General features: G+C 67.4%; 11 protein-coding genes. 4 read left to right on the top strand and 7 right to left on the bottom strand.

Translation table 11 applies throughout. The features are described 5' to 3' along the window. Positions 1-58: 58 nt before the first annotated feature. Entirely contained in the window at positions 59-1060 is a 1002-nt protein-coding gene (locus GGR39_RS03980; protein ID WP_183615998.1) for an NAD(P)H-dependent glycerol-3-phosphate dehydrogenase, read from the bottom strand. Beyond that, a complete protein-coding gene (gene tsaD, locus GGR39_RS03975) occupies positions 1057-2085 on the bottom strand; it encodes a tRNA (adenosine(37)-N6)-threonylcarbamoyltransferase complex transferase subunit TsaD (RefSeq protein ID WP_183615997.1) in 1029 nt (342 codons plus the stop codon). Before tsaD ends, GGR39_RS03980 begins: the two co-directional genes overlap by 4 nt. 101 nt (positions 2086-2186) lie before the next feature. Here tsaD and hemC point away from each other — a divergent pair, with 101 nt between their 5' ends. The 3 genes from hemC to GGR39_RS03960 are packed head-to-tail and all read left to right on the top strand — an operon-like array spanning position 2187 to position 4830. Beyond that, a complete protein-coding gene (gene hemC, locus GGR39_RS03970) occupies positions 2187-3125 on the top strand; it encodes a hydroxymethylbilane synthase (RefSeq protein WP_183615996.1) in 939 nt (312 codons plus the stop codon). After that, positions 3122-3829: a uroporphyrinogen-III synthase gene (locus GGR39_RS03965; RefSeq protein WP_183615995.1), complete on the top strand. Its 708-nt coding sequence runs from the start codon at positions 3122-3124 to the stop codon at positions 3827-3829. The genes hemC and GGR39_RS03965 overlap by 4 nt, the downstream gene beginning before the upstream one ends. Before the next feature lie 50 nt (positions 3830-3879). Continuing rightward, positions 3880-4830 carry an MICOS complex subunit MIC60 gene (locus GGR39_RS03960; protein ID WP_183615994.1) on the top strand — a complete coding sequence of 317 codons (951 nt, stop codon included), beginning with the start codon at positions 3880-3882 and terminating at the stop codon, positions 4828-4830. Positions 4831-5042: 212 nt separating this feature from the next. Here the strand turns inward: GGR39_RS03960 and GGR39_RS03955 are convergent, their stop codons facing one another. Both GGR39_RS03955 and GGR39_RS03950 read right to left on the bottom strand, forming a co-directional pair. Continuing rightward, positions 5043-6296 carry an FAD-dependent monooxygenase gene (locus GGR39_RS03955; RefSeq protein ID WP_183615993.1) on the bottom strand — a complete coding sequence of 418 codons (1254 nt, stop codon included), beginning with the start codon at positions 6294-6296 and terminating at the stop codon, positions 5043-5045. Beyond that, a complete protein-coding gene (locus tag GGR39_RS03950; RefSeq protein WP_183615992.1) occupies positions 6296-7978 on the bottom strand; it encodes an alkaline phosphatase family protein in 1683 nt (560 codons plus the stop codon). The genes GGR39_RS03955 and GGR39_RS03950 overlap by 1 nt, the downstream gene beginning before the upstream one ends. Positions 7979-8083: 105 nt before the next feature. On the opposite strand from GGR39_RS03950, the gene GGR39_RS03945 reads away from it, so the two are divergent. Beyond that, positions 8084-10156, top strand: a complete 2073-nt coding sequence (locus tag GGR39_RS03945) for a protein-disulfide reductase DsbD family protein (protein ID WP_183616465.1) — start codon at positions 8084-8086, stop codon at positions 10154-10156. A 43-nt stretch (positions 10157-10199) separates the two neighbouring features. On the opposite strand, the gene GGR39_RS03940 is transcribed toward GGR39_RS03945, so the two are convergent. The 3 genes from GGR39_RS03940 to GGR39_RS03930 form a co-directional block, all read right to left on the bottom strand. Continuing rightward, positions 10200-10424: a DUF3072 domain-containing protein gene (locus GGR39_RS03940; protein ID WP_058737354.1), complete on the bottom strand. Its 225-nt coding sequence runs from the start codon at positions 10422-10424 to the stop codon at positions 10200-10202. Positions 10425-10511: 87 nt separating this feature from the next. Beyond that, positions 10512-12500, bottom strand: coding sequence for a TonB-dependent receptor family protein (locus GGR39_RS03935; protein ID WP_183615991.1), 1989 nt, complete (start codon positions 12498-12500; stop codon positions 10512-10514). A gap of 89 nt (positions 12501-12589) precedes the next feature. After that, entirely contained in the window at positions 12590-12997 is a 408-nt protein-coding gene (locus GGR39_RS03930) for a DUF2946 family protein (protein WP_183615990.1), read from the bottom strand. Between the last annotated feature and the right edge of the window lie 15 nt (positions 12998-13012).

Here is a 13012-nt window from a genome sequence, read left to right as displayed (position 1 = left end):
TTGGCGATGGCGGCCAGATCTTTCTGGGACTGTTCGGACCTGGGAGGCTCAGGCTCGCTCAAGCGGCAGGTTCCTCACGCTCGGCCTTGAGCGGGCGTGAGAGGATATCGGCGACGACCGCGCTGGCGGGGCTGACCCCGCTCAACAGGCGGCACACACCCTCCACGATCGGCATGGCGATCCCGTCACGCGTGGCCAGTTCGGCCAGGACCGGCGCGGTGGCGGCCCCTTCGGCGACACTGCTCTTGCCCGAAAGCGCCTCAGCCGCGGTCAGCCCCTGGCCTAGCGCCAGGCCGAGCGAGAAGTTGCGGCTGGAAGTGGAGGAACACGTCAGCACCAGATCGCCCAGCCCGCACAGCCCGGCCAGCGTCTCGGCTTCCGCGCCGCGCGCCAAGCCGAAGCGCAGCATCTCGGCATAACCGCGCGCGATCACGGCGGCGCGGGCGTTCTGCCCCAGGTTCATGCCCTCAACCACGCCGCATGCGATCGCCAGCACGTTCTTCACCGCGCCGCCGATCTCCGCGCCGGTCACGTCGGCGGAATAATATGGTCGCAGGGCTGGACGCGCCAGCAGCGGTGCCAGGCGCGCCCATTGCTCACGCCCGCCCGAACAGGCGAGCGTCACCGCCGTGGGGAGGCCTGCCGCCACCTCGTGTGCGAAGGTCGGGCCGGACAGCACTGCCAGCCGCGCCTGGGGATCGGCATCGGCGGCGACATCGGCCATCAGGCGGCCCGTTCCGGCCTCGATCCCCTTGGCGCAGAGCACTAGGTCACGCGTGCCGGGCGGCAGTTGGCCGACCACGGAGGCCAGGAATTGCGCCGGCACCACCACCAGCAACACCTGAAGCGTCGCCAGTTCGGCCAAATCAGACGTCGCGCGGATCGTCGGGGCCAGCATGGCGCTGGGCAGGTACAGGCTGTTGCGCCGCTCCTGATTGATTTCACGGACAAGATCGCTCTCACGCGCCCAGAGCGAAACCTCGCTGCCGTCGCTGGCCAGCGCTTGCGCCAGGGCGGTGCCCCAGGCCCCCGCGCCGATCACGCCCACTTGCGCCGTCATGCCTTCACTCCCGCCCCGCGCACAGCCTCTGCCGTGGGGTCCAGCGGCCAGCGCGGGCGGGCCGGCGTGTCCAGCGGATCGGACTGGCCCAGCCGCTCGATACCCGCCCAAGCGATCATCGCGGCATTATCGGTGCACAAACCCAACGGCGGGGCAACGAAAGGCAGGCCATGCTCGGCAGCCAAGGCTTCCAACGCGGACCGGATCGCTTGATTGGCGGCCACGCCCCCCGCCACCACCAGCGCGCTGACCGGCCCCGCGCCGTGCAAAGCGCGGCGGCTGCGGTCTATCAGGCAATCGATCGCGGCTTGCTGGAAGGCGGCGGCGATATCGGCATCATCGTGATGGCCGGATACTTTGGCACGCATCACCGCGCTTTTCAGCCCGGCAAACGAGAAGTGCGGCTCGGCGCTGCCCACCAGCGGGCGGGGCAAGGGAACCCGCTTCGCATTGCCTTCACGCGCCAGCCGCTCCACCGCAGGACCGCCGGGATAGCCCAGGCCGAGCAGCTTGGCCGTCTTGTCGAACGCTTCGCCCAGCGCATCGTCGATCGTGGTGCCGAGCCGGCGATAGCGCCCGACGCCCTCCACCAGCAGCAACTGGCAATGCCCGCCAGAGACGAGCAACAGAAGATAGGGAAAGCCCAACGATTCGTCGGCCAGGCGAGGCGACAAGGCGTGCCCTTCCAGATGGTTGATCGCGATCAGCGGCTTGTCGCTCGCCATCGCCAGCGCCTTAGCGGTGACGAGGCCGACCATCACGCCGCCGATCAGCCCCGGCCCGGCGGTGGCGGCGATCGCATCCACGTCCGCCAGGGTCATCCCAGCGTCCGCCAGAGTCGCCTCGATCAGAGGCGTCAGGCGCTCGGCATGGGCACGCGCGGCGATTTCGGGCACGACGCCGCCATAGGGCCGGTGCGCCTCATCCTGCGAGGCGATCCGTTGCGCCAAGATCACGCGCCCGTCGGTGACGAGCGCCGCCGCCGTTTCATCGCAAGAGCTTTCGATCCCCAGTACCGTCGCCATCCGCTTCACACTCCCCGCCCGGCCGTGCAAACCGGCCAGCCCCGTAAACAGATCTGACCCACCTTTTCCTGAACGAAAATGCCGGGTAGCACACTTCGCCCATGAACCCATCCAACACACCGCGCTTCCGCCTCGGCACCCGCCGCTCCCCCCTTGCCATGGCGCAGGCGGAAGAAGCGCGGGCACGGCTGGCGGCAGCGCACGGCATCGATGCCGCGCATATAGAGATCGTACCGGTCACCGCCAGCGGCGATCGCATCCAGGACCGCGCTCTGGCCGATATCGGCGGCAAGGCGCTGTGGACAAAGGAGCTGGACGCCTGGCTGACCGCCGGAGAGATCGATTTCGCGGTCCACTCGGCCAAGGACGTGGAGACGATCCGCCCCCCCGAAATCGCGATCGGCGCCGTGCTGCCGCGTGAGGATGTGCGCGATGTGCTGGTGGGTGCGGCCACGATCGCCGCACTGCCGCGAAACGCCGTGGTCGGCACCAGCGCGCCGCGCCGGGCGGCGCAGTTGCTCCACGCGCGGCCCGATTGCCAGGTGATCACCTTTCGCGGCAACGTCGCCACGCGGCTCGCCAAGTTGGCGGCTGGCGAGGCGGATGCCACCTTCCTGGCGCTCGCCGGGCTCAATCGGCTGGGAGAGACCGGTACCGGCCACCCTCTCGATGCCGAGGATTGGCTCCCTGCCCCGGGACAGGCCGCGATCCTGATCGAATGCCGCGCGGATGACACGCGTACGCAAGGCTTCCTGGCCGCTATCGACGATGCCCCCAGCCGCGAGGCGGTGCTGGCGGAACGCGCGCTGCTGGCGGCGCTGGGCGGCAATTGCCACAGCCCGATCGCCGTCCTCACCCAAAGGGTGGGCGACACGCTGGCGATGCGCGCCGCGCTCTACAGCCCTGACGGAGCAGAGCGAGTCGAGGGCGAGGCCCGGTTCGCCGCCGATGACAGAGAGGCACCCGCGAAGCTCGCCTCCGATCTGCTCACCCGTGCCGTTCCCGCCATCGCCGTGCACTTCACCGGCCCGGCGGCGTGATCCCGCTGATCGTCGTCCGGCCAGAGCCGGGGGCGAGCGCAACGATACAAGCGGCGCAGGCATTGGGACTGGCGGCGCAAGCGCACCCGATCTTTGCGATCCGGCCAGAGCCGTGGGAGCCGGTGCCCCGTGACCAGGCCGACGCTCTGATCCTGGGCAGCGCCAACGCCTTGCGCCATGGCGGCACGGCGCTGGACACCTTGCGCGGCCTGCCGGCCTATTGCGTGGGCGAAACCACCGCGAAAGCAGCGAAAGCGCGCGGATTTACGGTGGCATTCATCGGCAGCGGCGGGTTGCAATCGGTTGTCAACCGGCTCGCCCCAGGCCATCGCCGCCTGCTGCGCCTGACGGGGGTGAGCCATGTCCCGCTGGCGCTGCCGCCGGGCATCATCATGCAAACCCGCGCGGTCTACGCCAGCCACGCCTTGCCGATGACGCCTGATCTCGCGCGGGCGCTGGGCAACCAGGCCGTGGTTATGCTCCATTCCGGGGAGGCGGCGCGGCACTTCGAGGCGCTTTGCACCGCCGCTGCCATCGATCGCACGCGGATCGCCCTGGCGACGATCGGCCCGCGCGTGGACGCCTTGGCCGGAAGCGGCTGGGCGTTGGTGCGCAGCGCCGATGCACCCAGTGACGCGGCCCTGCTGGCCTTGGCCTCGCAGATGTGCCAAGACACTCGCTGGGAAGCCGAAAAACCCCGCTGAAAGGCCCGATGCAGGACGATTTAACGACGCCCCGGATAGTGGGCTCACCCATGGCAGACCCGGCGCCAGCCAACCCTTTTTACCCGGAGCCCAAGCGCCGACGTGGCTCTGCCGGGAAGGTGCTGCTGGCTATGCTGATCGCGTTCCTGATCGGCGCGGGCGGCGTAGCCTATCTTGCGTGGCACGGTGACTTGTCACGCTACCTGCCAGCCCGTTCCGCATTCGGCCAGTCCTCCGCGACCGGCGGAGACCGATCCGCGACTGCTGGTTCGCGCCAGGGCGCAGCGCCGGTGCAAGCCATCACCCCCCAGCAAGCGCAAGTGGTATCGCTGGAATCCCGCATGGCGATGCTGGAGGATCGTTTCTCCCGCCTGGATTTTGAAGCCAACGCCGCATCTGGCAATGCCGCGCGCGCGGAAAGCCTGCTGATCGCCTTGTCCGCCCGCCGCATCATCGAGCGGGGCGAGCAGCTGGGCTACGTCAGCGACCAGCTCAAGCTGCGCTTCGCCGATGCGCAGCCCAAGGCGGTAGATACGATCATTGCGTTCTCCCGCAATCCGGTCACTCTGGACGAACTCGGCGCGCGTCTCGAAGCGCTGGCCCCCAACCTCACCAACACCGCGCAGGGCAACCTGTTGGCGCGCGCGCGGGAGGAATTGCGGGCGCTGTTCACCGTCCACAGCGATTCCCCCACGCTGCTGCAACCCGCCGCCCGGATCGACCGTGCCCGCCTGATGCTGACGGCGCGGCGGATCGACAACGCCATCGATGAAGTCGAACGCCTGCCCGGCGCGGATGCGGCGCAGACGTGGATCGCCGATGCCCGCCGCTTCGACGAAGCGGAACGAGCGCTGGATCTGATCGAGACGACGGCGATGCTGGAGCCGCGCCGGCTGCGGGATGGATCAGGGCAGGAAGTGGACCAGCCGAGCCCGCTCTCCACACCCGATCCCAGCCCCACGCCCAGCACCAGCGCCGTGGTGACGGTTCCGGGGGCCTGACGCTTCGAAGCTAGTGTAGCTTGGCTCCCCTCCCCGGCCGGAGAGCGGGAAAGCATGGCGCCTTCAGCCCTGAATCTTTTCGTTCGTGTCGAGCGAAGTCGAGACACAAGGGGCTGGCGCTACCGTGTCTCGACTTCGCTCGACACGAACGGGAGTAGGGAGCGCACGGCAGCAGGAAGCGGGGGCGAGTAGGCCGCGAGGTCTATAAGAACCTAGCCCTGCAGCAGCTCGGGCAGCTTGCCTGATAGGCCTCGTGCCTCGTCCATGAAGAAGTTCTTGAGCACCGGCAGGCGCTGCACCGCGCCCATGCCCAGCCGCCGCGCGGCGGAGGGCAGGCGGCCGGGGATGCCGAACAAGCGGTTCAACCCGTCTGTCACCGACATCACCATGAACGCATCCAGACTGCGCCACTTCTCATAGCGGGCGAGCAATTGTGCATCGCCCAGGTCCAGGCCCAGCCTTGCGCCGTCCATCAGCACCTCCACCAAGGCGCCGACATCGCGCAGCCCCAGGTTCAGGCCCTGCCCGGCGATCGGATGCATGCCGTGCGCGGCATCGCCGATCACCACCAGGCGCTGGTCGACGACATTCGCCGCGTGGTGGAAGCGCAAGGGGTATGACATGCGGGGCGCGGCGATCTCGATCGCGCCGAACACGCCGTGCATCCGCTTCACCACTTCGCTGCGAAAGATCGCCTCAGGCAGCTTGGTGATCGCCGCGCCGTCCCTTTTCGCCACGGTCCACACCAGGGCCGACCGATGCCGGCCATCGGGCAAGTCCAGCAAGGGCAGCAATGCGAAAGGACCTTCAGGGTAAAAGATTTCCCAGGCCACGCCCTCGTGCGGTTTCTTATGCGTCAGCGCGGTCACGATCGCGCGATGCTGGTAATCCCACTTGGCATAGCTCAAGCCCGCCTCGTCCCGCGTGGGCGACTGGCGGCCTTCGGCGGCGACCAACAGGCTGCCGGACAACGACGTGCCATCGGCCAGGGTGACGCTGACACCGTAGGCATCGCGGTGCCGCGCGGCCACTTCCACGCCGGTGTGCCAGGCGATGTTCGGCTCGTTGCGCGCCGCTTCGAACAGGGCCAGCCGCAAGTCGCGATTGGAGAACATCCGGCCCAGCGTGCCTTCTTCCGCCGTGGGGCGAAAATCGATGCGGCCCGGCTTCATCCCGTCCGTCACCGCGATCGCCTCGATCGGGCAGCCCAATTTGTTCAGCGCGGGCGCGATGCCGATGTTGGTGAACAGGTTCCAGCTGGCGGTGGAAATCGCCGAGGCGCGCGCGTCCGCCCCTTCCGCCGTCAGCGCGGACGGATCGGCGCGGTCTATCACATGGCTGGTCAGGCCTTGCTTCGCCGCCGCCAGCGCCAGCGTCATGCCGACAAGGCCGCCGCCCAGGATCACCAGGTCACGACGATCGGTGGAGACCGCCGTGGTTTGCGGTAAATTCGATTCTGCGTTCATCACCGGCATGTATCGGCTGCGGAGCCATCGATGTCGAGACATTGGCCGTCCCATGTGCCCGCAGGTTCACTCAGCCCGATCAGCGCTGCAAGCGTGGGGGCAATGTCCACCGTTTCCACCGGCCGCGGCTGCTCGAACCCGAGCACGCCCTTGCGCCAGAACAGCATAGGTACGCGGCGGTCATAGTCCCATGGGCTGCCGTGCGTGGTGGTGTAGCTTGGGTTCGGATCGCCGGGCACCACGCCGCGCTGCGTCATCATCAGCACCTGGCCGGACCGCTGCGGATCGAACGAGGCGCGGGTGCGCTGCTCGATCGTCCAGTCCTGCGGATTGCCTTGCGGCACCGGCACTTTAGCCAAAGCCTTCGCATCATAGACCGCCGCGATCTGCGGGTGCGCGGACAAGCGCTTGATCAGCGCGGCGGTGACCTTGCGCTGCTGCGAGGCGGATAGGCCAGGTTCGAACCAGATGTCCCCCGAAGCGCCCGCGCCGTAAAGCAGTTGCTTGGTGCGCGGCTTGATGCGGGTGTCCTGCGCGATCGTCTTGGACAATTCCTCCGCCGTCAGCGCCGGATCGATGCGCTGGGCCGTGGCGTAGCCGTCCACCTGCAGACGCTCGGGCGCGTCGATGCCGCCATGGTCCGCGCTCAGCACCGCGACGTAATCGATGCCCCGCTGGTCGAGCGCGGCGAACAGCTTGCCCAGCGTCTGGTCCAGCTGCGCGAGCTGGATGCACATCTCCACACCCTCGGTGCCATAGGCATGGCCGACGTAGTCCGTGGCCGAGAAGCTGACCGAGAGGAGGTCCGGCGCGGTTCCCTTGCCCAGGCTCATCTCGTCCACCAGGCGCACGGCGAGTTCGCCGGTGGCGGCATCCACGCGGGGGGTGCGGTTGAAGGTCTTGTAATCGCCAGGCTTCATCGGAAAGCGAAATGTGCCGATGGTGAAGTCCTTCACCGGCACCGCGCGATCCACCTTGCCGCACCATGCCGGTGCGGGCAGCGCGGGCGCGCCAGCGTCGATCAGCTTGGCGGTCGCCACGTTCTGCGCCTGTGCGGCGGCGGAAAGCTGCCGATCCTTGAAGCTGGTGAAGCCGTTGTCCAGCCACCAGTAGGCAGCGTCCGCGGTATGCCCGCTCATCATCACCGCCGCCCGGTCCTTGGCCGAGACGGCGACATTGCGAGACGCGGGATCGGCGCGCTTCATCAGGTCTCCCAGAGTCGGGGCCTTGAGATGCCAGTTGGAGACGACCGGACGCTTGGCGCTGCTGGCGGGATCGCGCTCATCCTCGGCGCAATAGACTTCGCGACCGATCCTGGCATCGTACCAGTTGTTGGCGATGATCCCGGTGCGCGCTGGATGGACGCCGGTCAGCAGCGTGGAATGGCCGGGGCACGTCTCCGTCGCGGCGTGGGATTGGAAGCCTTGCGGATAGACCGCGCCGCCCAGCAGCCGGGTGAAACCACCGGTGAAATGCTCACGATACTGGGCGAACAGGTCGGCAGAGAACTGGTCGATCGAAATTGCCAGGATCAGCTTGGGCTTTGGCATCGGCGCGGCGGCGGCTGCCGGTACCGGTGCCGGAGGTGCCGTCGGCGCACCATCCTGCGCGATCGAGGGCGCGCTGAGCGACAGCGCGAGAGGGGTCAGGAATGAGGCGAGAGCGAAACGCGCGGCACGCATGGGGAGGATTCCTTGAATTGTCCTGCCGAAAGGAGCAGAGGCGTCGATGATCGCAATGCCGCCGACGCGCAAGCCGCATCGTCCGCGATGGACCAGCGAAAGCCGATGACCGGATCGAAGATGATGCGCCGCTATCGTATCCTTATTGCGGCCTTATGGCAGGCTTGTGCGCTGTTGCTCGGCGCCGGCGTCGCCCATGCGGCCCCCACCCACATCACCGCGCAACTCGTGGCCGGACCGTCGATGGCGGCGGGGAAAGAGGGGCAGCTCGCCATCCTGATGCAGCCGGAAAAAGGCTGGCACGGCTATTGGCTCAACCCCGGTGACGCGGGCCTTGGCATGCAGCTGGCGTGGTCCCTGCCCCAGGGGGCAAAGGCCGGGGAGCCACGCTATCCCGTGCCCCAGACGCTGTTGATCTCCGGCTTGATGAATCATGTATACGAGCAGGAATATGCCGTGCTCGTGCCGTTTACCCCGCCTGCCTGGGCCCGGATGGGGCAGCGCCTGCCGGTAACGGTGAAGGCCCGGTGGCTGGCTTGCACCGATCAGCTCTGCGTGCCCGAAAGCGCCACGCTCGCCACCACCGTCACCATCGGTGATGCGGCGCAGGACCCCCGATTCGCGGGCTGGACCCAGCGCCTGCCCGCCCCACTCGGCTCCCCCGCGAAGTTCGCGCTGGACGAAAAGGCGGTACGCTTCGCCATCCCGCTTCCGGCGGCGGCTCCGCTGGTAGCACCGCATCTGTTCATCGTGGCCGACAAGCTGGTCGATTATGCCGCGCCCCAGCAATTCGCGCGGGACGGCGACACGCTGATCGTGACGATCCCGCGCGCCAAGTTCGCCCCGGCCTCACCCGGCACCGTCGACGCCGTGCTGCGACTGGATACCCAAGGCAACGGCATCGCCTTCAATGCCAGCCTCGGCCCGGTGCCCGCGACTGGCGAGCCACTGGGCGGCGGCGGCGGGGCCGATCTTCCCGCCGTGCCATGGCTGCTGCTGGGGGCACTGGCTGGCGGACTCCTGTTGAACGTGATGCCCTGCGTCTTTCCTATACTCAGCCTGAAAGCGATCAGCCTGGCGCGGGCGGGGGAGAGCGAGGCGCATGCCCGGCGCGAGGGCGTGGCTTATACCGCCGGAGTGGTGGTGGCCTGTCTCGGCCTTGGCGCGCTCCTGCTTGGGTTGCGCGCGTCGGGTGAGCAAGTGGGCTGGGCCTTCCAGTTGCAGGAACCGGCCGTCATCGCCGCGTTGCTGCTGCTGGCCAGCGCGATCACGGCAAACCTGCTGGGGCTTTACGAATTTATCGTGCCCGGTTTCGCGCGCGGCGGCGCGGCCATCGACGGATCGACGCAAAGCGCCTTCGGCACCGGCTTGCTCGCCGCCTTCGTGGCGACGCCGTGCACCGGGCCGTTCATGGCGACGGCGATGGGCGCGGCGCTGCTGCTGCCGACAATCGCCGCGCTGGCGCTGTTCGCCACGCTGGGGCTGGGAATCGCCCTGCCGTTCCTGGCGATCGCCTTCATCCCGGCGCTGCGCCGCCGGATGCCCCGCCCCGGTGCCTGGATGAACACCTTCCGGCGCTGGATGGCTCTGCCGATGGGGCTGACCGCGCTGGCGCTGGCGTGGCTGGCGAGCCGGGCAGCCGGTCCTGCTTTCGGAATGATCGCGGTGGCGCTGACCGTGTTGCTGGTCGCCCTGCTCGCTTTCGCGGGCAAGCGGCAACGGCAAGGCCGCGCCGCGATCCGGCCCACCGCCGCCGGGCTCGCCGCGATCGCAGTGGCCGCCGTGATCCTGCTGCCCCTGAGCGAGCGCGACCCCGTTGCGCAGACGCAAAGCATCCTGAAGCCACAGCCGTTCAGCGAAGCGGCGCTGGCGAAAGCGCAGGCATCGGGAAAGCCCGTGTTCGCTTGGTTCACCGCCGACTGGTGCCTTACCTGCAAGGTCAACGAAGAGGTCGCTATCGAGCATGAAGAGACTCGCGCCGCCTTCGAAAAGGGCGGTGTAGTGGTGCTGCGCGGAGATTGGACCCGGCGCGATCCGGCGATCACGGCTTTCTTGACGAAGCAGGGTGCAGCCGGGGTACCGCTTTACTTGTGGTATCCGGCTGGCAGGGCAACGCCGGAAAAGCTGCCCCAGGTCCTGACACCTTCCCTGCTCGCCAGCAAAGCGGCGCAAAAATAGACCCGGGGTTCTGGGTATAAGGGGGCGCTACCCCACTTTCCCGTCAGTGCCCGAGCTTCTGCTTCAACTCGTCAATCATTTTTGACGCTTCAGCCTTGTTCAGGCCCTCCGCCGGCGGCTCAACCTTGGCCTCCTCGCACAAAGTGGTGAGGTACGAGGCCTGCGCGCCGGTCATCGGATCATCGCCGGAGACCCAGTTATCCGGGTCCTTCTCCGCGTTGGAGCCGGGATGTTCTTCCAGCTTGGGATTGTGCAACTGCTCGGACATGTCCGCTTCCTTTGTTCGTCATGTGTTCCATGGCAAAACGAAGCGGAATGCCCGAGAGTTCCCCCGCCCCCAAGGGCAGGGGAAGGATCAGAACCGGGCGCGCACGCCGCCGTAGATCGCCCGGCGCTCCACCGGATAGTAGATCGCGGAATTCGCCGCCGCCTGGATGACGGCCGAGATGTCGCCCACGGCCTTCTTGCCCGTCAGATTGCGCGCATCCACGAACACGTCGATGCCTTTCGTCAGGCTGGCGGCCGCAGTGATGCCCAGCAGTGCATAGCCGCGCGTGCGCTTGGTGTTGCGATAATCGGCGAAGGCGCCTTGCGGCACCCACTCCAGATTGGGCGAGAGATGCATCGCATCGGTGCCCAACCGCACCTCGCTGCGCAGCACATGACGCGGCACCACCGGCAGGCGGTTATTACGGGAAACCGCATCGTCGCGGAAACGGAAGTCCGAATATTGCCACATCTGCCGCAGCCGCAGCCAGTCGGTCGGCTCCAGCGCCAGACCGGCCTCCACGCCCTGATGCAGCGTGCGATCGGCGTTGAACGTCGCCGCAGGAATGCCGCCGTTCACGTTCATGTTGTACTGCAGCAGTTCGCCCTTCAACGTGGCGCGATAGAGCGAGATGTCCCAGCTAAGCGGTCCCTTCACGCCGCGCGTGCCGATCTCCGCCGTCCACGCCCGCTGCGGCCGGATCGCGCCGATGAACGTGCTGGTCGTGCCTACCGTCTGGAAAACCTCACCAAAGCCGGGGAATTCCGCCGATCGGCTGTAATTGGCATAGACCTGGACATCGCGCGAAGGCTCAAACAGCAGGCCGAACTTGGGCGAGAACTGGTCGAAACTGATACGGCCGTCCTGCGTCGGCGTGGCGGAGAAGCCAACGCGGCGCTTGCGAAAGCCATCGGCGTAGATCCCGCCCACGATCAGGGACAGACGCTCGACAGGGCGGAAGCGCACCTCGCCATAGATGTTCGCGGTGCGCGCCTGCTGATCGGCATCCAGGGTCAGGCGGCCCCGGCGTCCGTTGACGTTCACATATTGCCGCGCCCGCGTGGTGCCGCGCCGGATTTCGCCGCCCAGCGTGAACGCGAACGGCCCAGCCTCATGCTCCAGTCGCGCGAAGCCGCCGAAGTCGGTGGATTTCTGGTCGATCACCTGGAAGATCGGGTGAAACAGGTCCTTGGAATTTAGGAATGCGCCCACCAGCAAACGGGTGTCGCCCATGTCGATCATGGTGCGGTTCTGCAGGCGAATCGAATCGATATCGCGCTGCTGGTCGTTGGCGAAATTGCCGGTCCTGGGCCGCGTCAGCGCAACCTGCTCGGTCAGCGCGCCGGGCAATTCCTGGCGAATGCGGTTGGTGCTGACATAGAAACGAGTGGTCACCTGATCGGACAGTTTCAGCTTCACATTGCCGTTGGCACGCACCGAACTGCGCTTGGCATGATCGCGATCGCCATCGCCGGTGTCAGCGCTGATCGCACCCCAGGCGCTTGCCCGGTCATCGCCAAATCCGGCCGAAACCAGTCCGCGCAGGAAATCGTAGGAGCCGCCGTCAAGCCGGGCATAGACGCCCCTCGCGCTATCGCCGGTTGGGGTGACGCCGTTGATCGCGCCGCCCAGCGTGCCTGAGCCGAAGCGCAAGGCGTTGGCACCGCGATAGACTTCCAGATGGTCGAAGAAAATCGGCTCGAGTTCCTGGAAATCGCCGTTGTCGTCCGCCAGATTGATCGGCACGCCATCCTGCAGCAGCGTCAGGCCGCGCATGTGGAACCCGCGTGACAAGCCGGAGCCGCGGATCGAGATGCGCACCTCCTGGCCGAAGCGGGGTTGAGTGTAGACGCCGGGCGAGAACGCCAGCGTATCGCGCAGGGAAACCACCGTCTTGTCGGCATAGTCCTGATACGCGACCACGTCCGCGCCGCCGGGCGTCTGGCGAACGCGGGCCTCCGCCGCATCGCTATCGGCGCGCGCGGTGACGATGATCGTGGGTTCCTCCGCCTCGTGGGCGAAGGCAGGCGTGGTTAGCAGGCTCGCGAAAGCGAGCGCCGTGAAAGAGCTTTTCATCGTAGAATTCCTGAACCACCGGCCTGCGCGCCTCTGGCGCGGGCCGGATCTGTGTCATGCGAGTCGGCTCCCGATGGAGCCTCGAAAGTTCAGGTGAGAAGTGGTGGCCCGCGCAGCGGCGGCCGCAGGAACGCGTGGCGGGTAAGCCTTTGCGCAACCAGCGGCGCAAGGCCCACCGCGATGATGAAGGCAAGCGCAAGCGCGAGCAGGAACGGATCGGCGCCGGCCGTGCCCGCCATGTCCAGAGCGCTGAACGGACACGTCTGGTTCTTGGCGTGCTGGGTCGCCCGCTCCTGCGGAGTTTCGCGCTGCGGGACAATCACCTGCTTGGTCAGATGCGAACCCGCGGCATCGCCACAGATGGCGATGGTCATCACCTGGCCGACATCACGCAGCATGTATCCGCCGGGGACCAGAGCCTTCATGGCGAACGCCAGCGCCACCAGCCACAAGGCCAGTCGCCGGTTGCGCAACAGGATCTGACGGAGCCCCCTCATCGCGGCGGCCCATAG

The organism is Novosphingobium fluoreni (genome assembly GCF_014196615.1).
Classification (GTDB): Bacteria; Pseudomonadota; Alphaproteobacteria; order Sphingomonadales; family Sphingomonadaceae; genus Novosphingobium; species Novosphingobium fluoreni.
The sequence above is the reverse complement of the archived record's forward strand: the minus strand, read 5'-3'. Positions and strand labels throughout refer to the sequence as shown.

What these genes read in the sequence shown, in the direction of transcription:
- GGR39_RS03980 (WP_183615998.1), bottom strand. Translation starts at nt 1,060, where the DNA reads ATGACGGCGCAAGTGGGCGTGATCGGCGCGGGGGCCTGGGGCACCGCC.
- tsaD (WP_183615997.1), bottom strand. Translation starts at nt 2,085, where the DNA reads ATGGCGACGGTACTGGGGATCGAAAGCTCTTGCGATGAAACGGCGGCG.
- hemC (WP_183615996.1), top strand. Translation starts at nt 2,187, where the DNA reads ATGAACCCATCCAACACACCGCGCTTCCGCCTCGGCACCCGCCGCTCC.
- GGR39_RS03960 (WP_183615994.1), top strand. Translation starts at nt 3,880, where the DNA reads ATGGCAGACCCGGCGCCAGCCAACCCTTTTTACCCGGAGCCCAAGCGC.
- GGR39_RS03955 (WP_183615993.1), bottom strand. Translation starts at nt 6,296, where the DNA reads ATGAACGCAGAATCGAATTTACCGCAAACCACGGCGGTCTCCACCGAT.
- GGR39_RS03950 (WP_183615992.1), bottom strand. Translation starts at nt 7,978, where the DNA reads ATGCGTGCCGCGCGTTTCGCTCTCGCCTCATTCCTGACCCCTCTCGCG.
- GGR39_RS03945 (WP_183616465.1), top strand. Translation starts at nt 8,084, where the DNA reads ATGACCGGATCGAAGATGATGCGCCGCTATCGTATCCTTATTGCGGCC.
- GGR39_RS03940 (WP_058737354.1), bottom strand. Translation starts at nt 10,424, where the DNA reads ATGTCCGAGCAGTTGCACAATCCCAAGCTGGAAGAACATCCCGGCTCC.
- GGR39_RS03935 (WP_183615991.1), bottom strand. Translation starts at nt 12,500, where the DNA reads ATGAAAAGCTCTTTCACGGCGCTCGCTTTCGCGAGCCTGCTAACCACG.
- GGR39_RS03930 (WP_183615990.1), bottom strand. Translation starts at nt 12,997, where the DNA reads ATGAGGGGGCTCCGTCAGATCCTGTTGCGCAACCGGCGACTGGCCTTG.